At 74.0% G+C, this 23,815-nt stretch carries 20 protein-coding genes and 1 pseudogene; 12 read left to right on the forward strand and 9 right to left on the reverse strand.

What is annotated here, in order from left to right:
• Positions 1 to 38 precede the first annotated feature (38 nt).
• The 6 genes from KYY02_RS00440 to KYY02_RS00465 are packed head-to-tail and all read right to left on the reverse strand — an operon-like array spanning position 39 to position 5,891.
• Positions 39 to 1,289: a cytochrome P450 family protein gene (locus KYY02_RS00440; protein ID WP_371235363.1), complete on the reverse strand. Its 1,251-nt coding sequence runs from the start codon at positions 1,287 to 1,289 to the stop codon at positions 39 to 41.
• On the reverse strand, positions 1,286 to 2,521 hold the full coding sequence (locus KYY02_RS00445; RefSeq protein WP_371235364.1) for a cytochrome P450: 1,236 nt from the start codon (positions 2,519 to 2,521) through the stop codon (positions 1,286 to 1,288). The genes KYY02_RS00440 and KYY02_RS00445 overlap by 4 nt, the downstream gene beginning before the upstream one ends.
• Positions 2,518 to 3,135 carry a GTP-binding protein gene (locus tag KYY02_RS00450; RefSeq protein ID WP_371235365.1) on the reverse strand — a complete coding sequence of 206 codons (618 nt, stop codon included), beginning with the start codon at positions 3,133 to 3,135 and terminating at the stop codon, positions 2,518 to 2,520. Before KYY02_RS00450 ends, KYY02_RS00445 begins: the two co-directional genes overlap by 4 nt.
• Positions 3,116 to 3,463: a DUF742 domain-containing protein gene (locus tag KYY02_RS00455; RefSeq protein WP_371235366.1), complete on the reverse strand. Its 348-nt coding sequence runs from the start codon at positions 3,461 to 3,463 to the stop codon at positions 3,116 to 3,118. Before KYY02_RS00455 ends, KYY02_RS00450 begins: the two co-directional genes overlap by 20 nt.
• On the reverse strand, positions 3,460 to 3,867 hold the full coding sequence (locus tag KYY02_RS00460; protein ID WP_371235367.1) for a roadblock/LC7 domain-containing protein: 408 nt from the start codon (positions 3,865 to 3,867) through the stop codon (positions 3,460 to 3,462). The genes KYY02_RS00455 and KYY02_RS00460 overlap by 4 nt, the downstream gene beginning before the upstream one ends.
• Positions 3,864 to 5,891 carry an ATP-binding protein gene (locus KYY02_RS00465; protein ID WP_371235368.1) on the reverse strand — a complete coding sequence of 676 codons (2,028 nt, stop codon included), beginning with the start codon at positions 5,889 to 5,891 and terminating at the stop codon, positions 3,864 to 3,866. Before KYY02_RS00465 ends, KYY02_RS00460 begins: the two co-directional genes overlap by 4 nt.
• A gap of 301 nt (positions 5,892 to 6,192) precedes the next feature.
• On the opposite strand from KYY02_RS00465, the gene KYY02_RS00470 reads away from it, so the two are divergent.
• On the forward strand, positions 6,193 to 9,060 hold the full coding sequence (locus KYY02_RS00470) for an FAD-binding and (Fe-S)-binding domain-containing protein (protein ID WP_371235369.1): 2,868 nt from the start codon (positions 6,193 to 6,195) through the stop codon (positions 9,058 to 9,060).
• A 30-nt stretch (positions 9,061 to 9,090) separates the two neighbouring features.
• Here KYY02_RS00470 and KYY02_RS00475 read toward each other — a convergent pair whose 3' ends face one another.
• Positions 9,091 to 9,366 carry a hypothetical protein gene (locus KYY02_RS00475; protein WP_371235370.1) on the reverse strand — a complete coding sequence of 92 codons (276 nt, stop codon included), beginning with the start codon at positions 9,364 to 9,366 and terminating at the stop codon, positions 9,091 to 9,093.
• A 393-nt stretch (positions 9,367 to 9,759) separates the two neighbouring features.
• Here KYY02_RS00475 and KYY02_RS00480 point away from each other — a divergent pair, with 393 nt between their 5' ends.
• Positions 9,760 to 10,002: a GntR family transcriptional regulator gene (locus KYY02_RS00480; protein ID WP_371235371.1), complete on the forward strand. Its 243-nt coding sequence runs from the start codon at positions 9,760 to 9,762 to the stop codon at positions 10,000 to 10,002.
• A 37-nt stretch (positions 10,003 to 10,039) separates the two neighbouring features.
• Here the strand turns inward: KYY02_RS00480 and KYY02_RS00485 are convergent, their stop codons facing one another.
• Entirely contained in the window at positions 10,040 to 10,492 is a 453-nt protein-coding gene (locus KYY02_RS00485) for an NUDIX hydrolase (RefSeq protein WP_371235372.1), read from the reverse strand.
• Positions 10,493 to 10,734: 242 nt separating this feature from the next.
• Between KYY02_RS00485 and KYY02_RS00490 the strand changes: the two genes are divergently transcribed.
• From KYY02_RS00490 to KYY02_RS00530, 9 genes and pseudogenes are all read left to right on the forward strand, one after another.
• Positions 10,735 to 11,682 carry an EamA family transporter gene (locus tag KYY02_RS00490; protein WP_371235373.1) on the forward strand — a complete coding sequence of 316 codons (948 nt, stop codon included), beginning with the start codon at positions 10,735 to 10,737 and terminating at the stop codon, positions 11,680 to 11,682.
• A gap of 879 nt (positions 11,683 to 12,561) precedes the next feature.
• Positions 12,562 to 13,359: a TIGR03084 family metal-binding protein gene (locus KYY02_RS00495; protein ID WP_371235374.1), complete on the forward strand. Its 798-nt coding sequence runs from the start codon at positions 12,562 to 12,564 to the stop codon at positions 13,357 to 13,359.
• Entirely contained in the window at positions 13,356 to 15,053 is a 1,698-nt protein-coding gene (locus KYY02_RS00500) for an acyclic terpene utilization AtuA family protein (RefSeq protein WP_371235375.1), read from the forward strand. The genes KYY02_RS00495 and KYY02_RS00500 overlap by 4 nt, the downstream gene beginning before the upstream one ends.
• On the forward strand, positions 15,050 to 16,648 hold the full coding sequence (locus tag KYY02_RS00505; RefSeq protein ID WP_371235376.1) for an acyl-CoA carboxylase subunit beta: 1,599 nt from the start codon (positions 15,050 to 15,052) through the stop codon (positions 16,646 to 16,648). The genes KYY02_RS00500 and KYY02_RS00505 overlap by 4 nt, the downstream gene beginning before the upstream one ends.
• A gap of 6 nt (positions 16,649 to 16,654) precedes the next feature.
• Complete coding sequence (locus KYY02_RS00510; RefSeq protein WP_371235377.1) at positions 16,655 to 18,508, forward strand: acetyl/propionyl/methylcrotonyl-CoA carboxylase subunit alpha; 1,854 nt, start codon at positions 16,655 to 16,657, stop codon at positions 18,506 to 18,508.
• A 106-nt stretch (positions 18,509 to 18,614) separates the two neighbouring features.
• On the forward strand, positions 18,615 to 19,751 hold the full coding sequence (locus KYY02_RS00515; RefSeq protein WP_371235378.1) for an acyl-CoA dehydrogenase family protein: 1,137 nt from the start codon (positions 18,615 to 18,617) through the stop codon (positions 19,749 to 19,751).
• Between the two features lie 26 nt (positions 19,752 to 19,777).
• Positions 19,778 to 20,221, forward strand: a pseudogene (locus tag KYY02_RS00520) (AMP-binding protein); the annotation flags it as partial.
• A gap of 47 nt (positions 20,222 to 20,268) precedes the next feature.
• Positions 20,269 to 21,003, forward strand: coding sequence for an enoyl-CoA hydratase family protein (locus KYY02_RS00525; RefSeq protein ID WP_371235379.1), 735 nt, complete (start codon positions 20,269 to 20,271; stop codon positions 21,001 to 21,003).
• The gene (locus KYY02_RS00530) at positions 20,991 to 21,605 is read left to right on the forward strand and encodes a TetR/AcrR family transcriptional regulator (protein ID WP_371235380.1); all 615 of its coding nucleotides are present in this window, start codon (positions 20,991 to 20,993) and stop codon (positions 21,603 to 21,605) included. Before KYY02_RS00525 ends, KYY02_RS00530 begins: the two co-directional genes overlap by 13 nt.
• 124 nt (positions 21,606 to 21,729) lie before the next feature.
• On the opposite strand, the gene pdxH is transcribed toward KYY02_RS00530, so the two are convergent.
• Entirely contained in the window at positions 21,730 to 22,416 is a 687-nt protein-coding gene (gene pdxH / locus KYY02_RS00535) for a pyridoxamine 5'-phosphate oxidase (protein ID WP_371235381.1), read from the reverse strand.
• Between the two features lie 266 nt (positions 22,417 to 22,682).
• Here pdxH and KYY02_RS00540 point away from each other — a divergent pair, with 266 nt between their 5' ends.
• On the forward strand, positions 22,683 to 23,783 hold the full coding sequence (locus tag KYY02_RS00540; RefSeq protein ID WP_371235382.1) for a citrate synthase 2: 1,101 nt from the start codon (positions 22,683 to 22,685) through the stop codon (positions 23,781 to 23,783).
• Positions 23,784 to 23,815: the final 32 nt, after the last annotated feature.

The following is a 23,815-nucleotide window of genomic DNA, read 5'->3' on the forward strand; positions in this document are numbered from 1 at the left end:
ACGGACCCGGGGGGAGGCCCGCCCGCCACCCGCGTCGCTCACCCGCCCAGCTTCACCGGAAGCTCGAACAGGTCGTTCTGGGTGACCACCGGCTTGTTGCGCAGCTCGCTCGCCGGGACCGCCAGGTCCAGCTCCGGGAAGCGGGCGTACAGGGCCGGGAGGGCCACGCCCGCCTCCAGGCGGGAGAGCGCGGCGCCGGGGCACACGTGCGGGCCGTGGCCGAAGGAGATGTGCCGGTTGGCGGTCTCGCGGGTGATGTCGAAGACGCCGGCCGTCGGACCGTGCGCCTGCTCGTCGCGGCCGATCGCGGCGTACGACACGATCAGCGCGTCACCGGCCGGCAGGACCTTGTCGCCCACCGGTATGTCCTCGGTCGCGAACCGGATCAGCACGTGGGACGTCGGCGTGGCGTACCGCAGGGTCTCCTCGACCACCGCCGACCAGTCCGCCTCGCCGGACAGCACCAGCTCCCGCTGCTCGGGGTGGAGGGACAGGTTGACCACCGCGTTGACGATGAGGGAGATCGTCGTCTCGTGGCCGGCCGCCACCATCAGCTGGAGCGTGGCGACGATCTCCTCGTCGGTGAGGCGGTCGCCGTCCTCCGACGCCTGGATCAGCGCGGAGGTCAGGTCGTCGCCCGGGTTCTCGCGCTTGTGCGCCACCGTCTCTGCCATGATTCCGGCCAGCTCGGTCAGCGTCGCGAGGACCTCCTGGGGCGGGGTCTGCGTGGAGAAGAACTTCTCGAAGAGCTCCTTCAGCCGCGGCAGCCGCTCCTGCGCCAGCCCCATCAGGTCGGCGACGACGTACATCGGCAGCGGGTAGGCGAAAGCCGCCTTCAGGTCGACCGTGTCGCCGGGCTGTGCGGCCACCTGGTCCAGCAGGCCCTCGGTCAGCTCCGTGATCCGCTCCCGCATCAGCTCCACCCGGCGCGGGGTGAGCGCCTGCGCGACCAGGGTGCGCAGCCTGCGGTGGTCGGCGCCGTCCACGGTGAGCATGGAGCGGGGCGGGTTGGCCAGCCCGATCAGCGGCCAGTCGGGGGCGATCTCGCCGCGTTGCCAGGCGGTCCAGACGCTGATGTCCTTCACCACGCGCGGGTCGGTGAGCAGCTTCTTCGCCTCGGCGTGGTGGGTGACCGCCCACACCGGTACGTCCCCCGGCAGCGTCACGGCGGCCAGTGGCCCGGCCGCCCGCAGCGCGGCGCTCTCCCCGTCCAGGTCGGAGACGAAGGGGTCGAGGGGGATGCGGGTCCGTTCGGTACCCGTCGTCATGGTGTCCGTACCAGCCGTCATGCGGGCGAGCCTCCAAGGGCGGGAGTGGGTGTGAACGTGACCGGGAGTTCGGACAGCCCGCGCAGCCACGGCGACGGGCGGCGGGTCAACCGCGCGGCCGGCACCGCGAGGTCGATGTCCGGCAGCCGGTCCAGTACGACCTCGATGCCGGTCCGGGCGATCACCTCGGCGATCTCCTGCGCCGGGAACGGGCAGCGGTGCTCCCCGTGGCCGAAGGAGAAGTGGGCGCTGTTGCCGCCGGTCAGCGCCGAGCCGTCGGTGCGCACCTGGGGGTCGGCGTTGGCACCCTGCAGACCGAGCAGCAGCATGTCGCCGACACGGATCCGGCGGCCGCCGATCTGGGTGTCGCGCGACGCCCAGCGGGCGGCCACGTTCTGGGTCGGCGTGTCCTCCCACAGCACCTCGTTCATCGCCTCGGCGATGCTGTTGCGGCCCCCGAACAGGGAGGCGGCGAACCGGGCGTCGGTGAGCATCAGGTGCAGGGAGTTGCCGATCCAGTCGGCGGTCGGCTGGTGCCCGGCCGCCAGCATCACCATCAGGTCCTGGAGGATCTCCTCCTCGGTGAAGCCGCGGGAGTCGGCGAGCATCCGGGACGCGACGTCCTGGGCGGGCGCGCTCCTGCGGGCGGCCACCAGCTCCGTCATCGACGTGAGCAGGTGGTTCTGGCCGGTGAGGGCCCGCTCCCGCCCGTCGATCATGTCGTTGAGGGCGGTGACCAGGGCCGGGCCCTCCTCGTCGGAGAAGCCGAAGAGCCGGGCCAGCACCCGCACCGGCAGCAGCATCGCGAACTCGCCGATCAGGTCGGCGGTGCCCTTGGGGCAGATGCCGTCGATCAGCTCGTCCGCGAACCTCTCCGCGTAGCCGCGCAGTTCGAACGGGTCGACCGCCTCCAGCGCGTTCCCCAGCATCCCGGCCCGTTCGCGGTGCCGCTCGCCGACGGTGTAGAGGATCGACGGCTGCTTGCGGCCGATCATCGGCAGCAGCGGCCAGTCGTCGGGGATGTTCTCCCACTGGTTCCACAGCTCGGAGTCGCGGCTGAACAACACCGGGTCGCCGGTGATCTGGTGCAGCTCGCGGTAGCCGAGCACCAGCCACGCCGGCGCGTCCCCGTCCAGTACCACCGGGACGACGCTGCCGTGCTCGCGCCGCATCTCCCGGTACACGCGGGCCGGGTCGTCCTGGAGCAGGGACCCCTGGAAGCGGACGACGTTGGGGAGGGAGGCGGGACTCACACCAGCTCCTGACGGGGGGCTCGGACCGGGTCGGCGTACAGGGCCCGGACGTGCTCCACCAGCGTGATCAGCACGATCTTGCTGGACTCCCGGGACCGCGCGTCGCAGTTCACCAGCGGCACGTGCGGGTCGAGGTCGAGGGCCTCGCGGATCTGCTGGGGGGTGAAGGTGGGCCCGCCGAAGTCGTTGCAGGCCACGATGAACGGCGTGCCGTGCTTCTCCAGCCGGTCGATGGCGTACCAGGAGTCGTCGATGCGCCGGGTGTCGACCAGCACGACCGCGCCGAGCGTGCCGGAGAACAGCCGGTCCCACAGGAACCAGAAGCGCTCCTGACCGGGCGCGCCGAACAGGTACAGCACGTTGTGCGCGTCGAGGGTGATGCGGCCGAAGTCGAAGGCGACGGTGGTCGCGGTCTTGCCGCGCACCCCGCTGACGTCGTCGACCGCCTCCCCGGCCTGGGTCATCGTCTCCTCGGTGTTGAGGGGACGGATCTCGCTGACCGAGCGGACCATCGTGGTCTTGCCGGCGCCGAAGCCGCCCACGACCACGATCTTCAGGCCGTTGTCGGCCGACGCGCCCAGTGGCGTGCGTGTCTCAGAGGTTGCGGAGTCCAACGAGCACCTGCTCCAGGATGTCGGGGTCGGGTACGGCGGCCTTGCGGGGGTGACGGGCGCTGACCCGGCCCGCCGCTTGGAGGTCGGAGAGCAGGATCCGGGTGATGCTGACGGGCAGCCTCAGCTCGGCCGCGATCTCCACGACCGCCGTGGGGCGTTCGGTCAGCCGCAGGATCGCCGCGTGCTCGGACTGCATGCCGGGCACCGGATCGCACTCGGCGACGACCAGGGTCACCAGGTCGAAGGGGTTGTCGGGACCGGACCGGCTGCGCCCCCCGGTGAGGGTGTAGAGCCGGTCCGGGGTGTCATCCCTGCCGGGCCTGCTCATGAGGTGCGCGGTTGCGCGGTCAGGTGCTCGCCGAGCTGCTCCACGAGTTCGCTCAGGTTGTGTCCGATGAGCCCGGCGTCCGCGTCCTCGGTGGTGATGACGGCCAGGTGCGCTCCCTCGCCGGCCTCCACGATGAACAGCACGCCGCCGTAGAACTCGGTCATCGCCGAGCGCACGCCGCCGCTGCCGTCGCCGAACTCGACGGAGGCGCCGTGCGACAGCGACTGGATGCCGGCGGCGATCGCGGCGAGCTGGTCGGCCTGGTCGGCGGACAGCTCCGGGGTGCGGCACAGTTTCAGGCCGTCACGGGAGAGCACGAGCGCGTGTCGTGCGCCCGGCGTGCGCTCCAGCAGGCCCTCCAGCAGCCAGGTGAGCTTCTCGTCGGCGGTCGTCGTGCCGGTCATGAGGTGGTGTCGCCTTCCGGGGTAGTGGGGGTGGACTGTGCTTCGGGGGCCGGGGCGGCGGTGGCGCCGGTGTCCGGGTCGGTCGTGCCGTCCGGGGCGGGAGGCCGGACGGCCTGGCGGAAGCTGCTGAAGCGGGCGGTGCGCGCCTTGGTCTCCTCGGCGGTCGGGGCGGGCCGGTGCGCGGCGTGGCGGTTGCCCGGACGCGTGCGCTCGGCCTCGGCGAGGGTGCGGCCCCGGCGGCGGCGGGGCAGCACGAGGGGCGGGGCGTCGGCGTTCCGGTCCGGGGACTCGTGGGTCGGCACCGGGTCGGGGTCGAGGTCGGCGCCGGCGCGGGAGGCCGCGTAGGAGGGGGCGGGGCGGGCGCCCTCGGCGGGCGCCGGCCGGTCCGCCGGGGCGGTGCCGCTGCCGGTCGCGCCGCCGCCGTCGTGCGCGGTGACGTGGCTGGTCTCCGGCTCCGGCCGCTCGGGGGCGGTCACCGCGCGGCGGTGGGGGAGGACCCCGGCCGCCCGGGGTCGCGGGGTCTCGGGGGCGGGCGCCGTGGTGAGTGCGGCGGGCGTCGAGGGGACGGACGGGGCGCCGGCCGCTGTGGCGGTGCGGGGTGCCGACGGGGTGGTGCGGCCGGCCGTCACCGGGGCCGCGGGGGTCGTGTCCGACGGTACGAGGATGTCCTGCGGGACGAGCACCAGGACGCCCGTGCCGCCGCGGGCCGAGGGCCGGTAGGAGACCCGGAGCCCGTAGCGCCGGGAGAGCCGGCCGACCACGGCGAGGCCGAGCCGGGTGCCGGTGAGGCCCCCGAGTCCGGTGGACTCGCCGGAGACCGCGCGCTCGGCGCGACGCAGCTGCGCCTCGCCCATGACGAGCCCGCTGTCCTCGACGGAGACGATGACCCCGGCCGGGACCTCCTCGACGTACACGTGGACCTCGGCGGTCGGCGGCGAGAAGTTCGCGGCGTTGTCGAGGAGTTCGGCGAGCGCGTGCATCACGCCCTCGGCGGCGTGCCCGGCGACCGCGGTGTCGCTGGCGGAGTGGACCCTGATCCGCTGGTAGCCGCTGATCCGTCCCATGGCGCCGCGCAGGATCGACTCCATGGAGATGGGCCGGGCCCAGCGGCGGCCGGAGCGGGCGCCGGTGAGGACGGCGACGGAGTCGGCGAGCCTGCCCGCCTGCGCGGTGCGGTGGTCGAGGTGGAGCAGGTCGGCGAGGACCTCCTCGTCGTGGTGCTTCTCCTCCATCGCGCGCAGGTCGGCGAGCATGCCGGTGGCCAGGGCCTGCAGGCGTCCGGCCGCGTTGGCGGTCGCGGACAGCGCGGCGGCCCGGGCGCCGTCGGCCTCGCGCAGCCGGGCGGTCAGCCGCGCGTTCTCCACGGTGAGCCGGTCCCGCTCCGCCCCGAGCCGCTCCAGCTCCCCGGTCAGCCGGTCGCGCTCCTCCGCGTGGTCACGGGCCGACCGGGCGGTGTGGGCGTCGTGTTCCTCGGTGATGAGGCGCAGTTTCCCGGCGTGCTCCTCGGCGAGCAGCTTCAGCGCGGCGGCGTGGTCGTCCGTGAGCCGGGCCCGCTCGTCGGCGTGCTCCCGTGCCCGGCGGGCGGTGTCGGCGGCGTACTGCTCGGTGAGGCGGGCGCGTTCGGCGGCAAGGGCCTCGGCGAGGCGGTTGCGCTCCTGGTCCAGCTCGGCGGACGACCGGGCCCGCTCGCGGGTGAGTTCGCCGGTCAGCCGTTCGTGCTGGCGGCGGGAGTCCTCCGTCAGCCGGGTGCGTTCCTGGAGCAGCCGGCCGACGTCCTGGGTGGCGGCGTCCAGCCGGGCCCGGGCGGCCCGTGCCGACAGGACGGTGTACGTGGTCACCGTGGCGGCCGCGCACAGCAGCACGGCGGCGACCGCCCCGGTCACCATGACGGCGGTGGCCGCGGAGTCCGGCACGAGGAAGGCGGCGACCGCGACCGCGACCGCGGCGAGCGCCGCGGTGAGCAGCGGGACGGGCAGCAGGCTGCGGGGGGCGGGGCGGGCGCCGGGGAGCAGGGGAGAGGTCATCAATCAGGGTCCTCGGTCGGGTCCTCGGTCGGTCCGCGGGCGTGCGCCGTGATGCCTGCGCGGCCCTCGGGCGGGTTCCATGGCGATACCGGACCTGATTCGGGGGTCGCTTTCGAACGCGGTCCGACAACTGCGCGCAACTCGCGGTCACTATATGAGAGTTCGTGATCGCCTTGGGAAGATTCTGCTTCCGTTTTCGTCAAGGGGCCCATCCTGTGCGGGTTCCGGAAGGGTCCGGGGCGCCGCGGGAGGCGTGCGGCGTCTCCCCGCGCCGGGCCCCGCGGGCAGGCATGCTGAGGGCATGACGGATCACCGGGAACTGTCGGCCGGGCTGCGGGCGGCCGTGCGCGGCGAGGTCGACTTCACCGTGGCCGCACGGGCGCTGACCACGATGGACGCCTCCAACTACCGCCGGGTGCCGCTCGGCGTGGTGGCCCCGCGGGACGCCGACGACGTGGCGGCGGCGCTGTCGGTCTGCCGGACGCACGGCGTCCCCGTGGTGCCGCGCGGCGGTGGCACCTCGATCGCGGGGCAGGCGACCGGCACCGGTGTGGTGCTCGACTTCACCCGCCACATGAACCGTCTGCTGTCCCTCGACCCGGAGGCGCGCACGGCCGTCGTCCAGCCGGGCCTCGTCCTCGACCGCCTCCAGGAGGCCGCCGCCCCGCACGGCCTGCGCTTCGGACCGGACCCCTCCACCCACAGCCGCTGCACCCTCGGCGGCATGATCGGCAACAACTCCTGCGGCTCCCACTCGGTGGCCTGGGGCACGACGGCCGACAGCGTCCGCGAACTGTCGGTCGTCACCCCGCGCGGGGAACGCCTTCGGCCCGGACGCGGATGGGCCGGGGCCCCGGCGGGACTGCGCGATCTGGTGGACGGCGAACTGGCCCGTCTGCGCACCGGCTTCCCGGAGCTGCCCCGCCGCATCTCCGGATACGCCGTGGACGCCCTACTGCCCGAGAAGGGCGCCGACGTCGCCCGCTCCCTGTGCGGTTCGGAGGGCACGCTGGGCGTGCTCACGGAGGCGGTCGTGGACCTCGTACGGGCGCCGCGCGCGCGTGCGCTCGCCGTGCTGGCGTACGCGGACGAGAGCGGGGCGGCGGAGGCGGCGGCGGGGCTGCTGCCGTTCGGTCCGCTGACCGTGGAGGGCATGGCGGCCGACCTGGTGCCGGCCGCGGCGGACCTTCCGCGCGGCGGGGCCTGGCTGTTCGTGGAGACCGGCGGGGACACGGAGGCGGAGGCACGCGCGCGTGCGGAGACGATCGTCCGCGCGGCGGACGTCCTGGACGCCCTGGTGGTCACCGACCCGGCGCGGCGGCGCGCGCTGTGGCGGATCCGGGAGGACGCGAGCGGCACGGCGACGCGCATGCCGGACGGAACGGAGGCCTGGCCCGGCTGGGAGGACTGCGCGGTGCCGCCGGCCCGGCTCGGCGCGTACCTGCGCGACTTCCGGGCCCTCATGGCGGACCACGGACTGCGCGGCACCCCGTACGGGCACTTCGGGGACGGCTGCGTCCACGTCCGCATCGACTTCGACCTGCTGACCGAGCCGGGCATCGCCCGCTTCCGGAGCTTCTCGGAGCAGCTGGCCGACCTGGTCGTCTCCCACGGCGGCTCCCTCTCCGGCGAGCACGGGGACGGCCAGGCACGCGCCGAGCTGCTGCCGCGCATGTACGGCGCGGAGACGGTCGCCCTCTTCGCGCGGGTGAAAGGGGTCTGGGACCCGGACGGCCTCCTCAACCCGGGCATGCTGGTCAGCCCCGCCCCCCTGGACTCCCACCTCCGCTTCTCCGTCCTCCCGCGCGAACCGGTGGACGTCGCCTTCGGCTACCCCGCCGACGGCGGCGACTTCTCGGCGGCGGTGCGCCGCTGCGTGGGCGTCGCCAAGTGCCGTACGACGTCCGTGTCCGGACCGGCGGTGATGTGCCCGTCGTTCCGCGCGACGGGCGAGGAACAGCACTCCACGCGCGGGCGCGCGCGCCTGCTGCACGAGATGCTCGCGGGCGAGCTGGTGACCGACGGCTGGCGCTCCACGGAGGTACGGGACGCGCTCGACCTGTGCCTGTCCTGCAAGGGCTGCCGCTCGGACTGTCCGGTCGAGGTCGACATGGCCACGTACAAGGCGGAGTTCCTGTACCACCACTACGCGGGCCGCCGCCGTCCGGCCGCGCACTACGTGATGGGCCGGCTGCCGGTGTGGCTGGGCTGGGTGGGGCGGACGAGGTCGGCGGGGGTGGTGAACGCTCTCGCCTCGGCGGGGCCGCTCGCGCGCGTGGCGAAACGGCTGGGCGGGATCGCGGGCGAGCGGGAGATCCCCCGGGTGGCGGGGGAGACGTTCACGAGGTGGTGGCGGCGACGGCGAGCGCCCTCCGACGGCGGAAAGCTGGTGGTCCTCTGGCCGGACACCTTCACCGAGCACCTCTCGCCGTCGGTGGGCCGGGCGGCCGTACGCGTGCTGGAGGCGGCGGGCCTGCGGGTGGCCCTGCCCCCGACGCTGCGGCCGGGCGGACGCCCGGTGGGCGACGCCCGTTCACGCTCCGCCCTGTCCCTGCTGACGGCCCGCAGGGGCCGGGTCTGCTGCGGCCTGACGTACATCTCCACGGGCCAGCTCGACCGCGCGCGTACGGTCCTGAGCCGCACCCTCGACCTCCTGGAACCGGTCCTGGCCACCGACGCCCCGCTGGTGGTCCTGGAACCGAGCTGCGCGGCCGCTCTGCGCACCGACGCCCCGGAGCTCCTCCACGACGACCCCCGCGCGGCACGGCTCGCCGCACGGGTCCTGACCTTCGCGGAGACCCTGGAACGGCACGCCCCGGACTGGACCCCGCCGTCCCTGAACCGCCCGGTGACCGGCCAGACCCACTGCCACCAGCACGCGGTCCTGGGCGAGGCGCCGGACCGCCGGCTGCGCGCGGCGGCGGGCCTCACCGGCGAACTGGCCGGAGGCTGCTGCGGACTGGCCGGCGACTTCGGCTTCGAGAGGGGCCACTACGAGGTCTCCCGGGCCTGCGCGGAGGACCGGCTCCTCCCCTCGGTGCGCGAGGCCCCGGACGAGGCGGTCGTCCTGGCCGACGGCTTCTCCTGCCGTACGCAACTGGAGCAGCTCGCGGGGGTACGGGGGCGGCACCTGGCGGAGGTGCTGGCGGCGGCTCTGGAGAGTACGTGAGCGGTCGCCACCCTTCTGTCCTCGACGCGCTCAGTCGAGCCGCTGCAACCTGCGCCCTCGGCTCCCCGCCACCCGCAGCGCGTCGGCGAGGGCATCGGTGAGGCACTCGGCGAGGTGGCGGAGCTCGCCGCGCGGCGCGTCCGGGAGGAGTTCCCGGGCGTGGGCGAGCAGCTCACTGCCCATCCCGAGCTGCACGGCCTCGGTGGTGTCGGCCAGCCGGGAGACGGGCCCGCCGTCATCGGCGGTGATCAGGTAGCAGGCCTTGCCCTCGCTGCCGGACCAGGGCGGCAGGCGCGGTTCGGTCATCACGCCGCCTGCCTCTCGTGGAACCAGGACATGGCGACGTACGGGCGTACGGCGGCCGTCTCGGCTCCGTCGAGGAGGGTGATGAGGCCGTAAGGGCTGCGGTGGGAGGGGAGGGGGAAGCCGGTCGCTGCCCGAAGGGGGAAGGATGGCGCGGGGGAGGGCGTCGGGCGCGAACCGGTACGTCGATGGGTTCCTCGCGGGCAGGGCAACAGGCTCACCCACGCGACGAGGCGGCCGATAAGGTCGGTCATGTCATCAGTTCCGTTTCAATGGTTTGGGCTGATGGCCACGCCCCGGGACGGCGGCATCCGTCGCCGGAGCTTTCGGTTAACCGCGGTATACCGAAGTCTACCGCGGTCGCGCGGTCTACCGCAGAGTTCTAGCGTCCACCGCATGATTGCCGAACTCGATCGCACCCGGCCCGTCTGGAGGCAGGTGGCCGCTGCCATCGCCACGCGTATCGCGGACGGCACGTATCCGGTGGGCGCCCGGGTCCCGTCTGTCGTAGAGCTGTCGACGGAATTCGGCATCGCTGCGTCGACAGCTCAGAAGGCACTGGCCCACCTCAAGACGGAGGGGTTGATCCGCGCTGAGGTCGGCCTTGGCTCCTTCGTCGCCGAGCGGCCCGAGGCGTAGTGCCCGCCGGGGTGTCCGTGTGTACGTGCCGGCGCCCTCAGGGAACCGTCTCTCCTCGCACCAGCGGCCCGCACACCGGCTGGACGCCCTCCGGGAGGTCGTCCGGGCGGCACCAGCGGGCCTCCAGGATCTCGAAGGGGTCGAGGCGCAGTTCGCCGCCGAGCAGGCGGGCCTCGTAGGCCACCTCCATACGGGTGCGGAAGCCGCTGTTCAGCATGGTCAGGCGGCCCACCTCCACGTCGAGGTTCGTCTCCTCCTTGACCTCGCGCACCACGGTCCGCCGGAAGTCCTCGCCCTTGCGGGCGAAGCCGCTCGGCAGGCCCCACTGGCGGCCCGGCGGCCACATCCGGTGCCGGAGCATCAGCACCCGCCCCTCGTCGTCGCGCACGACACCGGTCACGCCCACCACGTACTTGGTGTGCAGCAACCACATGATGCGGCTCTGCACGGGGCGCAGGAGCCGCCAGAGACGGGCAATGAATCGTCGCACGGGACCTCGGACGGGGTAGGAGCGGACACGGATGATCACCAGAGGGAACGGTACCCGCCGGGTCCCCGTGACGAACGGAGCCGACCGAGGCGGAACGAGGGCCGCATCGTCAGGCGCACAAGCGCTTCACGGTACTGACCCGGTCCAATACTCTGGGCCGAGCAGTCCATCGAGATACACACTCGTTCGAGGTACACACTCGTTCCGGACGAGTGTCCGCTCCGACGTCCTTGGAAGGCCCCGTGACCACCCCCAGCGCCGCCACTCCGTCCACCACCACAGGGACGGGGCGGCCCGGCCGTGCGCCCGTGCCGGCCGGTGCCCCGCGCGGGCGGGGCACCCTGGGCCCGGTGGGACTGGTCCTGGCGGGCGGGATCTCCGTGCAGTTCGGCGGGGCGCTGGCGGTGACGCTGATGCCGCGGGCCGGTGCGCTCGGGGTCGTCACGCTGCGGCTGCTGGTGGCGGCGGTCGTGCTGATGGTGCTGTGCCGGCCCCGGCTGCGCGGACACTCGCGCGCCGACTGGGGCACGGTGGTCGTCTTCGGTGTCGCCATGGCCGCGATGAACGGCCTCTTCTACCAGTCCGTCGCGCGCATCCCGCTGGGCCCCGCGGTCACGCTGGAGGTGCTCGGCCCGCTCGCCCTGTCCGTCCTGGCCTCACGGCGCGCGGTCAACCTCGTGTGGGCCGGGCTGGCCCTGGCCGGCGTCTTCCTCCTCGGCGGCGGGGGCTTCAGCAGCCTCGACCCGCTGGGTGTGGTCTTCGCGCTGGGCGCCGGAGCCATGTGGGCGGCGTACATCGTCTTCAGCGCGCGTACGGGCCGCCGCTTCCCGCAGGCGGACGGACTCGCCCTCGCGATGGGCGTGGCGGCGGTCCTCTTCCTGCCGCTGGGCGTCGCCGAGTCCGGTGCGAAGCTCCTCGACCCGACGGTCCTCGCCCTGGGCGCGGCGGTCGCGGTGCTGTCCTCCGTTCTCCCGTACACCCTCGAACTCCTCGCCCTGCGCCGCCTGCCCGCCTCCACCTTCGCCGTGCTGATGAGCCTGGAACCGGCCCTCGCGGCCGCCGCCGGCTTCCTGATCCTCGACCAGGCCCTCTCCGCCACGGAGGCCGCCGCCATCGCCCTGGTGATCGGGGCGAGCATCGGCGCGGTGCGGACGCAGGTGGGGCGGGGGAAGGCCGGTGCCGGGCGGTGATCCGCTGCGTCCGCAGCCGCACCAAGAGGTTTCCCGCCGTGGCCGTCATGGCCGGCTCGCCACCGATCGCGTGCGGGTACGCCGCCGTCGTCGAGGTGTCAGACCGAGCGCTGCCCCGCTCGATCTGACCACCCCGGCCCCGGGCGACGCCCATCGCCTTGGCGACCTGGACCCGGGTGAGGCCCTGGGCCCTGCGGGGAGCGGCCAGTCCCTGTCCGTGCTCCGCCTCGCTCATCCCCGCCTCGACGGCGTCGATGCGCTCGCGCTTCTCGGGTGCGGTGTCGGCCGTCGGGCCGTCCATGGAGCCGGGCTTCATCCGTCCTGCCCTTCCCCCGCCCTTCCCTCTTCTCCTGCTCCGGCGCATCGAGGTGCGCCGCGAACCTGCCGTCCGCCTCCTCGACCACCCGGGGGTGCCAGGCCGCCCATGGGCGGCCTGCGGCCTTGTCGCCCGCCGCCGGGAAGACCGCCCGCCGCTCGGAGCCGAGGACGAACGGCATCCCGAGGCCCGCCGTCCCGCCGCTGCGTGGACGTGACTCCCGTGTGTTCCGGCAACGGCTCCTCCCGTTCGCGCGACTGCCGGTCGCCGAAGCGCCGGGCCCACGTGCCGGAGCCGTTCCCGGGCGGCCGTCACGTGGAGGTGGCTGCCGGGGTCCTCCTGGGCGAGCGCCCTGATCCAGTCCAGCACGTCCTCGAAGAGGCGCAGCTCATGGGGCCCGGCCACATCCAGAGGAGCAGCGCTGCCCAGGAGCGCGGGCAAGGGGGCGGAGCGCCGCCTCGACGAAAAGCCAGCAATCATGCTTGATTGTTTTGTTCACCGCTGCCATGCTCCACCCAACCGCGCCGCACACCGCCGTGTCCGTGCCCCGAGGGGAGCGCCTCGTGCCCGATCCGACGCCCGTGATCGACGACCTGCGTGAGGAGGGCGAGGAGCTCGACCGGCTGGTGGCCGGGCTCGGCCCCGCGCAGTGGGCGCTCTTGACGCCCGCCGCCGGCTGGACCGTCGCCCACCAGATCGCCCACCTCGCCTGGACCGACCACTGCGCGCTGCTCGCCGTCACCGACGCGGACGGGTTCCGGAAGCGGGTCGAGCGGGCCCTCGCCGCCCCGCACACCTTCGTCGACGAGGGCGCCGAGGAGTACGCCCGGTCCGCGCCCGCCGACCTGCTCGCGCGGTGGCGCGAGGGGCGCGCGGCGCTGGAGAAGGCGCTGCGCGAGGCGCCGGCCGGGGCACGGTTCCCCTGGTACGGGCCGCCCATGTCCGCCGCCTCCATGGCCACCGCCCGTCTCATGGAGACCTGGGCCCATGGACAGGACGTGGCCGACACGATCGGTGTGATGCGGCCACCCGGCGACCGGCTCCGGCATGTGGCGTGGCTCGGGGTGCGCACCCGGGACTTCGCCTACGGCGTGCATGGACTCACCCCGCCGACCGGTCCCTTCCGCGTCGAACTCGACGGACCGGGCGGTGAGCTGTGGGCCTACGGCCCCGAGGACGCCCCCCAGCGTGTCACCGGGCCCGCGCTCGACTTCTGCCTCCTGGTCACCCGGCGCGCCCACCGAGCCGACCTCGCCCTCACCGCCGACGGCCCCGACGCCGACTGCTGGCTGGACGTCGCCCAGGCCTTCGCCGGCCCGCCCGGCGGCGGGCGGGAGCCGAAGGGGGACACCGCGCGGTGACGACGACGGCGACGCCCCTGCGCATCGGCAACTTCTCCGGCTTCTACGGCGACCGATTCGACGCCCTCCGCGAGATGCTCACCGGCGGCGAGGTCGATGTCCTCACCGGCGACTACCTCGCCGAACTGACCATGCTCGTCCTCGCCCGCGACCGGCTGAAGGACCCCTCCGCCGGATACGCCCGCACCTTCCTGCGGCAGCTGGAGGAGTGCCTCGGCCTCGCCCACGAGCGGGGCGTGAAGATCGTCGCCAACGCGGGCGGACTCAACCCCGCCGGACTCGCCGACGCCGTACGCACGCTGGCCGGCCGGCTCGGCCTCCCCGTACGGGTCGCCCACGTCGAGGGCGACGACCGCACCGCCGCCCACCCGGGAGCGCTGGCCGCGCACGCCTACCTCGGCGGCTTCGGGATCGCGGAGTGCCTGCGCGCGGGCGCCGACGTGGTCGTCACCGGGCGGGTCACCGACGCGGCCCTGGTCACCGGGCCGGCCGCCGCCCACTTCGGCTGGACGGCGGGGGACCACGACCGGCTCGCGGGGGCCGTCGTCGCCGGGCACGTGCTGGAGTGCGGGGCGCAGGCCACCGGCGGGAACTACGCCTTCTTCGCCGAGCGCCGCCCCGGCGAACTGCGGCGGCCCGGATTCCCGCTCGTCGAGCTCCACGCCGACGGCAGCGGCGTGATCACCAAGCACCCCGGCACCGGCGGCTTCGTCGACGTCGGTACGGTCACCGCGCAGCTGCTGTACGAGACCGGCGGCGCCCGGTACGCAGGGCCGGACGTCACCGCGCGACTGGACACCGTACGGCTCGCCCAGGACGGGCCCGACCGGGTGCGCGTCGAAGGCGTCCGGGGAGAAGCACCTCCACCCACGCTCAAGGTCGGGATCAACCGGCTCGGCGGCTTCCGCAACGAGGTCGTGTTCGTGCTCACCGGCCTCGACATCGAGGCCAAGGCGGCCCTCGTACGGGAGCAGATGTCCGACGCGCTCGCCACGTCCCCTCCCGCCGAGGTGCGCTGGGAGCTGGTGCGCACCGACCGGTCCGATGCCGGCACCGAGGAGACCGCGAGCGCGCTGCTGCGGCTCGTCGTACGGGATCCCGCTCAGGAAGCGGTCGGGCGGGCGCTGAGCGGGGCCGCCGTCGAGCTGGCGCTGGCCAGCTGTCCCGGGTTCCATGTCATGGCACCACCGGGGAAGGGCTCCCCCTATGGCGTCTTCGAGGACATGTACGTCCCCCATGGTGACGTCGGCCATGTGGCCGTCCTCCACGACGGACGCCGTGTCCCCGTGCCACCGGCCGACGACACCGCCGTACCCGGCGACGTACCGGAACCCGCGCTTCCCGAACCGCTGCCCGCGGGACCCGTGAGACGCGCCCCCCTCGGGCTGCTGGCCGGCGCCCGCAGCGGCGACAAGGGCGGGAACGCCAACGTCGGCGTCTGGGTCCGCTCCGACGACGCCTGGCGGTGGCTGGCGCACGAACTGACCGTCGAGCGGTTCCGGGAGCTGATCCCCGAGGCCGCCGATCTGCCCGTCACCCGGCACGTCCTGCCCCGCCTGCGCGCCCTGAACTTCCTCGTCGAAGGCATCCTCGGCGAGGGCGTCGCCGCGCGGGCCCGTTTCGATCCGCAGGCCAAGGCGCTCGGCGAATGGCTGCGCTCCCGGCACCTCGAGATCCCGGAGGTCCTCCTGTGACGGTCCTCGCATCCGCCCTGGACACGGCCGGTCCGGAGTACCGGGCGCACCGTGACGCCATGCTCGCCAAGCTGGCCGAGCTCGACGCCGAGCACGCCAGGGCCCTCGCGGGCGGCGGCGACACGTACGTCGAACGGCACCGCACACGCGGCAGGCTGCTCGCCCGCGAGCGCATCGAGCTGCTCCTCGACCCGGACACGCCCTTCCTGGAGCTGTCCCCGCTGGCGGCCTGGGGAAGCGACCACACCGTCGGCGCCTCGCTCGTCACCGGCATCGGTGTCGTCGAGGGCGTGGAGTGCCTGATCACCGCCAACGACCCGACCGTGCGCGGCGGCGCGAGCAACCCCTGGTCGCTGAGGAAGGCCCTGCGCGCCAACGACATCGCGCTCGCCAACCGGCTGCCCGTGATCAGCCTGGTCGAGTCGGGCGGCGCCGACCTGCCCTCCCAGAAGGAGATCTTCATCCCCGGCGGCGCGATCTTCCGGGACCTGACCCGGCTGTCGGCGGCCGGCATCCCCACCGTCGCCGTCGTCTTCGGCAGCTCCACCGCCGGGGGCGCGTACGTCCCCGGCCTGTCCGACCACGTGATCATGGTCAAGGGGCGGGCGAAGGTGTTCCTCGGCGGCCCGCCGCTGGTGAAGATGGCCACCGGGGAGGAGAGCGACGACGAGTCCCTGGGCGGCGCCGAGATGCACGCCCGCGTGTCCGGCCTCGCCGACCACTTCGCCGTCGACGAACCGGACGCGGTCCGCCGGGCCCGCCGGGTCGTCGCCCGCCTCAACCACCGCAAGGCGTACGCCGACCCGGGACCGGCCGCACCGCCCCGGTACGACGAGGACGAACTCCTCGGCATCGTCCCCGGGGACCTCAGGACCCCCTTCGACCCGCGCGAGGTGATCGCGCGGATCGTCGACTCCTCCGACTTCGACGAGTTCAAACCGCTCTACGGCACCAGCCTCACCACCGGCTGGGCCGCCCTGCACGGCTATCCCGTCGGCATCCTCGCCAACGCCCGGGGGGTCCTCTTCAGCGAGGAGGCCCAGAAGGCCGCCCAGTTCATCCAGCTCGCCAACCAGCGCGACGTCCCGCTGCTCTTCCTGCACAACACCACCGGCTACATGGTCGGCAAGGAGTACGAGCAGGGCGGCATCATCAAGCACGGCGCGATGATGATCAACGCGGTCAGCAACTCCCGCGTCCCCCACCTGTCCGTCCTCATGGGGGCCTCCTACGGCGCCGGGCACTACGGCATGTGCGGTCGCGCCTACGACCCGCGCTTCCTGTTCGCCTGGCCCAGCGCCAAGTCCGCCGTCATGGGACCGCAGCAGCTCGCCGGCGTGCTGTCCGTCGTCGCGCGGCAGTCGGCGGCGGCGAAGGGACGGCCGTACGACGACGAGGCGGACGCGGCGCTGCGCGCCATGGTGGAGCAGCGGATCGAGTCCGAGTCGCTGCCGATGTTCCTGTCGGGCCGGCTGTACGACGACGGCGTCATCGACCCGCGCGACACCCGCACCGTCCTCGGCCTGTGCCTGTCGGCCGTCCACACCGCCCCCTACGAGGGCGTGCGCGGCGGCTTCGGCGTCTTCCGGATGTGAGGGGTCATGATTGCTTCCGTACTTGTCGCGAACCGGGGCGAGATCGCCTGCCGCATCGTCCGCACCTGCCGTGAGCTGGGAATCCGAACGGTCGCCGTGCACTCGGACGCCGACGGGGAAGCCCTCCACACACGCGTGGCGGACACGGCGGTACGACTGCCGGGGGCGGCGCCCGCCGACACCTACCTGCGCGGCGACCTGATCGTGAAGGCCGCCCTCGCGGCCGGCGCGGACGCCGTGCACCCCGGCTACGGCTTCCTCTCCGAGAACGCCGGCTTCGCGCGGGCCGTGCGGGACGCCGGCCTGGTCTGGATCGGTCCGTCCCCGGAGGCGATCGAGGTGATGGCGTCCAAGACGCGCGCCAAGGAGCTGATGGGCGTCGAGCCCCTGCGGGACGTCACCGAGGCCGATCTGCCCGTGCTGGTGAAGGCGGCGGCGGGCGGCGGCGGGCGCGGGATGCGCGTCGTACGGCGGCTCGCGGACCTGGACGGCGAACGGGACGCCGCCCGTGCGGAGGCCCTGAGCGCCTTCGGGGACGGCGAGGTGTTCGTCGAGCGGTACCTCGGCGGTGACGCGGGCGGACGGCACGTCGAGGTGCAGGTGCTCGCCGACACCCACGGCACGGTGTGGGTGCTCGGCACCCGCGACTGCTCCCTCCAGCGACGGCACCAGAAGGTGATCGAGGAGGCCCCGGCGCCCGGACTGCCCGCGCGGCTCACCGGGGAACTGCACGCCCTCGCCGTACGCGCCGCGCGTGCCGTCGCCTACGTCGGCGCCGGAACCGTCGAGTTCCTCGTCGCGGGGGAGCGGGTGCACTTCCTGGAGATGAACACCCGCCTCCAGGTGGAACACCCGGTGACGGAGGCGGTGTTCGGTGTCGATCTCGTCGCCGAGCAGATCCGCGTCGCCGAGGGCCACGCCCTGGCCGACGACCCGCCACGCGCGCGGGGACACGCCGTCGAGGCCCGCCTCTACGCCGAGGACCCGTCCCGGGGGTGGGCGCCGCAGACCGGCCGTCTGCACCGCCTCGCCGTCCCCGGCACCGTGCGCCTGGACACCGGCTACACGGACGGCGACGCCGTCGGAGTCCACTACGACCCCCTGCTCGCCAAGGTCGTCGCCCACGCCCCCACCCGCGCGGAGGCGGTCCGCAAGCTGGCCTCCGCCCTCGACCGCGCGGTGATCCACGGGCCCGTCACCAACCGGGACCTCCTCGTGCGCTCCCTGCGGCACGAGGAGTTCACGCAAGCCCGTATGGACACCGGCTTCTACGACCGCCACCTGCCCGACCTCACCGAACCGGCCCCCGATCCGCACGCCCCGCTCGCGGCCGCCCTCGCCGACGCCCACGGCCGCTCCCGCTTCGGAGGCTGGCGCAACGTGCCCTCACAGCCGCAGGCCAAGCGGTACGCGATGGCGGGCGAGGAACACGAGGTCCGCTACCGGCACACGCGCGAGGGTTTGGCGGCCGACGGGGTGCAGGTCGTGCACGTCGACGCCGGTCTCGTGATCCTCGACGTGGACGGCGTACGGCGCCGCTACGAGGTCAGCCGCTACGGCGACCGCGTGTACGTGGGCGCCACCGCCCTCACCGCCCTGCCCCGCTTCCCCGACCCCACCGACCGGCACGCCCCCGGTTCCCTCCTCGCCCCCCTGCCGGGCACGGTCGTCCGCGTCGCGGAGGGCGTGACCGAGGGGGCCGCGGTGGAGGCCGGGCAGCCCCTGCTGTGGCTGGAGGCCATGAAGATGCGGCACGGGATCACCGCCCCGGTGAGAGGCACTGTGAGCGCCCTGCACGCGGTCCCGGGACAGCAGGTGGAGGTCGGCGCCCTCCTGGCGGTCGTGGACGAAACCCCCTAGAAGCGCGGGACCGCACCGGCATGCGGTTCCACCGCGTGGGCGCGACCGGCCCGAGAAGACCCGCACCCGCCACACGACGCGAATCCCTTCCCCCCCAGGAGCGCTCATGTCCGTGATCGAACCGGAGGAGCACAAGGCCCTCCGCGAAGCCGTCGCCTCGTTCGCGAGGAACCACCCCCGCGCCCCCGGCACCGACAACAGGCAGTTCTGGCAGGACGCCGCCAAACTCGGCTACATCGGCGTCAACCTGCCGGAGGCGTACGGCGGCGGTGGCGGCGGCATCGCCGAACTCTCCCTCGTCCTGGAGGAGATGGGAGCCGCCGGCAACCCCCTGCTGATGATGATCGTCTCCCCGGCGATCTGCGGCACCGTCATCTCCCGCTTCGGCACCGAGGCCCAGAAACGGCAGTGGCTGCCCGCCCTGGCCGACGGCAGCCGGCTGATGGCCTTCGGCATCACCGAACCCGACGCCGGCTCCAACAGCCACCGCATCACCACGACGGCACGCCGCGACGGCGCCGGCTGGCTCCTCACCGGCCGCAAGGTGTTCGTCTCCGGCGTCGACATCGCCGACGCCACCCTCGTCGTGGGCCGCACCGCGGACGCCCGCACGGGCAGGCTCAAGCCCTGCCTGTTCATCGTCCCGCGTGACGCCGAGGGCTTCCGGCGGCGCCCCATCGACATGGAACTCAACTCCGTCGAGAAGCAGTTCGAACTCTCCTTCGACGACGTACGGCTGCCCGCCGACGCCCTCGTGGGCGACGAGGACGCGGGCCTGCTCCAGCTCTTCGCCGGTCTCAACCCCGAGCGCGTCATGACGGCCGCGTTCGCGATCGGCATGGGCCGCTACGCGCTCGCCCGCGCCGTCGAGTACGCGCGTGAGCGCACGGTGTGGAGCGCCCCCATCGGGTCCCACCAGGCGATCGCCCACCCCCTCGCCCGGGCGCACATCGACCTGGAACTGGCCCGCCTCATGACGCAGAAGGCCGCCCACCTCTACGACACCGGTGACGACACCGGCGCCGGCGAGGCCGCCAACATGGCCAAGTACGCGGCGGCGGAGGCCTGTGCGAAGACCGTCGACCAGGCCGTGCACACCCTCGGCGGGAACGGCCTCACGCGCGAGTTCGGGCTCGCCCCGCTGATAACCGCCGCGCGCGTGTCCCGTATCGCCCCGGTGAGCCGGGAGATGATTCTCAACTACGTCTCCCACCAGACCCTGGGCCTCCCCAAGTCGTACTAGGCCCTCCCGGCCGTCCTGGAGGAACCGTGTTCCGAAGCGAGTACGCAGACGTTCCGCCCGTGGAACCCCCCCTCCACGAGGCGGTGCTCGCCCGGGCCGTCGAGCCCGGGGGCACCCCGACGCCGATCGACGGCGCCACCCTCACCCACGAGCAGGTGGACCGCCTCCACCGGCGGGTCGCCGCCGCCCTCGCCGGGCCGGGCGTGCGCACGGGGGACGTGCCCGCCCCGCACAGCCCCGACACGGCCGCCCTCCCCCTCGCGTTCCACGCGGCCACCCGCGCGGGCGCCTCCGTCACCACCGTGCACCCCCCGGACACCGCCGAGGAGGCCGGCAGGCAGCTGGAGGACTGCGCGGCCCGCTGGACCGTCACCGTCTCACCGGTGCCGGACACCGCGCGGAGGGCCGCCGGGCCGGCCGGCGGGACCGGGGAGGACCCCGTCTGCGACAGCACGCCCGGACACCGTTCCCCGAAGGTCCTGCGCCGTGGGCTCCGCGCGGCGCACGAGGAGCCCTCGTGACCCTGATCGGCCGCACCCGCGCACGGGGCGTCGAGACGCTCTCCCTCGACGCCCCGCGGCGCCGCAACGCACTGTCCGCCGCCCTCGTCGGCGAACTGGCCGACGCGCTGGGCGCCGCGGGCGAGGACACCGGTGTCCGCGCGGTGGTCCTCACCCACACCGGCGACACCTTCAGCACGGGCGCGGACCTGCGGGACCCGCCCGCGCCCGAGGCGCTGGCGGGGCTGCTGCGGCAGATCGTGGAGGTGCCGAAACCGGTCGTCGCGCGGGTCGCCGGGCACGTCCGCGCGGGCGGTCTGGGCCTGCTCGCCGCCTGTGACGTCGCCGTCGCCTCCCGCGCGGCGACGTTCGCCTTCACCGAGGTCCGCATCGGGGTCGCGCCCGCCGTGATCTCGCTGCCGCTGCTGCCCCGCACCGATCCGCGCGCCCTGGCCCGCTACTGCCTCACCGGCGAACGCCTCGACACGGCCGAGGCCGCCCGCATCGGTCTGCTCACCGCCGCCGGCGACGACGTGGACGAGGTCCTCGCGCCGATCCTCGACGGGCTGCGCAGATCCGCCCCCGAAGCCCTGGCCGAGACGAAACGGCTGCTCACGGCTAGGGTGCTGGAGACCTTCGACCGGGACGCGGCCGGCCTGGCCGCGCTCTCGGCGCGCCTCTTCGCCTCCGCCCACGCGCGCGAGGGGATGACGGCCTTCCTCGAACGACGGGATCCGGAATGGGTGGTGTGAGCACGGCCGACCGTGCGGAACGAGTCCCCAAGCAGGACCGCAGCCGGGCCACCCGGCAGCGGCTCCTGGAAGCCGCCGTGGCCTGCCTCGCGGAACACGGCTGGGCGGGCTCCACGGTCTCCGTCGTCGCCGAACGCGCGGGCGTCTCCCGGGGGGCGGCCCAGCACCACTTCCCGACCCGCGAGGACCTCTTCACGGCCGCCGTCGAGTACGTCGCCGAGGAACGCTCCACCGCCCTGCGCGCCCTCTTCCCGGAGGGCGCCGCGGCCGGCGACCGCCGCGCGGTGGTCGCGGCGCTGGTCGGCCTCTACACCGGCCCCGTCTTCCGCGCGGCGCTCCACCTGTGGGTCGCCGCCTCCAACGAGGAACAGCTGCGCCCGCGCGTGACCGAGCTGGAGCTGCGCGTCGGCCGCGAGTCCCACCGCATCGCCGTCGAACTCCTCGGCGCCGACGAGTCCCGCCCCGGCGTCCGCGAAACCGTCCAGGGCCTCCTCGACATGGCCCGCGGCCTGGGCCTCGCCAACCTCCTCACCGACGACGGGGCCCGCCGGGAGCGGGTCGTGGCGCAGTGGGCGGAGCTGCTGGACGGGGCGTTGGACTGACCCGTGGGCGACCGGTTCCAGGTGATCGTGCCCTCGCCGCGCGCGGCGAGGGCACGGGCCTCGGCCGCCGCCTCGGCCGGCGACAGCGCCGGCTCCTCGTCCCCCGCGCGTGACTTCCGCCCCCTCACGGGCTCAGCCTCTCCACCCGCCAGCCCCCGCCCGCCTCCGCGACGTACCGCAGGCGGTCGTGGAGGCGGTTCTCCCGGCCCTGCCAGAACTCCACCGCCTCCGGGACCACCCGGAAGCCGCCCCAGTGGGGCGGTACCGGTACCTGCTCGTGCTCCGGGTAGCGGGCCGCCAGGCCGGCGTAGGCCGCGTCGAGCTCGGCGCGGCCGGCGATCACCGAGGACTGGCCGCTGGCCCACGCGCCCAGCTGGGAGCCGTGCGGGCGGGTGCGGAAGTAGGCGGCCGTCTCGTCGCGGCCGGTACGGCGCGCGGTGCCGGTGACGATGACCTGCCGGGCCATCGGATGCCAGGGGAACAGCAGCGAGACGTGCGGGTTCTCGGCCAGGTCACGGCCCTTGCGGGAGCCGTAGTTCGTGTAGAAGACGAACCCGTCGTCGTCGAAGTGCTTCAGCAGCACCGTGCGCGAGCTGGGCCGGCCCTCCGCGTCCGCCGTCGAGACGATCACGGCGTTCGGCTCGAACAGCCCGCCGTCCGTCGCGGCCTGTCCGAACCAGCGCGCGAACTGTTCGACGGGGGTGGCGGCCAGGTCGGTCTCGGAGAGCCCCTCGGTCCGGTACTGCTTGCGCATCGAGGCGAGATCGAAGGGGACGGCGTCTCGTTCGGTCACGCCGTCATCCTGCCGCATGAGCGAGGCCCTCGGGAGGGCGGTGCCCTTCGCCACGTGGTGGCACTGAGTGCCGCGGACCCTCCCCAAAGACGGCACTCGGGGATATCGTGCTGCCACTGATCCGGTTGGGTGACCGTCAGCCGGGCATCACAGGGGTGACGCCCCGGACCGCGAGTCCGTTCGAACGGACCGCGGATCCACCCGAGACGCGCCTTCGCTTCCGCCGACCCGCGGTCGTCCCACCCCACCCCGCCATCTGCCACCACCTCACAAGGAGCCGCCAGATGTCCGACTTCGTACCCGGACTCGAAGGAGTCGTCGCGTTCGAGACGGAGATCGCCGAACCGGACAAGGAGGGCGGCGCCCTGCGGTACCGGGGCGTCGACATCGAGGATCTGGTCGGGCACGTCTCCTTCGGCAACGTCTGGGGGCTGCTCGTCGACGGGGCGTTCAACCCCGGACTGCCGCCCGCCGAACCGTTCCCGATCCCCGTGCACTCCGGCGACATCCGCGTCGACGTGCAGTCCGCGCTGGCCATGCTGGCACCCGTGTGGGGCCTGAAACCGCTCCTCGACATCGATGCCGAGCAGGCCCGCGACGACCTCGCCCGCGCCGCCGTCATGGCCCTGTCCTACGTCGCCCAGTCCGCGCGCGGCCAGGGCCTGCCCATGGTGCCGCAGCGCGAGATAGACAAGGCCGAGTCCGTCGTCGAACGCTTCATGATCCGCTGGCGCGGTGAGCCCGACCCCAAGCACGTCGCGGCCGTCGACGCGTACTGGACGTCGGCCGCCGAGCACGGCATGAACGCCTCCACGTTCACCGCGCGGGTCATCGCCTCGACCGGCGCGGACGTCGCGGCGGCCCTCTCGGGCGCCGTCGGCGCCATGTCCGGCCCGCTGCACGGCGGCGCCCCCTCGCGCGTGCTGGGCATGATCGAGGAGATCGAGCGCACCGGGGACGCCGAGGCGTACGTCAGGCAGGCCCTCGACAAGGGCGAGCGGCTCATGGGCTTCGGCCACCGCGTCTACCGCGCGGAGGACCCCCGCGCCCGCGTCCTGCGCCGCACCGCCCGCGAACTCGGCGCCCCGCGCTTCGAGGTCGCCGAGGCCCTGGAGAAGGCGGCCCTGGCCGAACTGCACGCCCGCCGCCCCGACCGGGTGCTGGCCACCAACGTGGAGTTCTGGGCGGCCATCGTGCTGGACTTCGCCGAGGTCCCGGCGCACATGTTCACGTCGATGTTCACCTGCGCCCGTACGGCGGGCTGGTCGGCGCACATCCTGGAGCAGAAGCGCACCGGCCGTCTGGTCCGGCCCTCGGCCCGCTACGTCGGTCCGGGCGCGCGCGACCCGCGCGAGATCGAGGGGTACGCGGACACCGCCCACTGAGCGGGCCCCGGAGAAGCAGACGACCCGCGAGT

Source organism: Streptomyces pimonensis, from assembly GCF_041380215.1.
Classification (GTDB): domain Bacteria; phylum Actinomycetota; class Actinomycetes; order Streptomycetales; family Streptomycetaceae; genus Streptomyces; species Streptomyces pimonensis.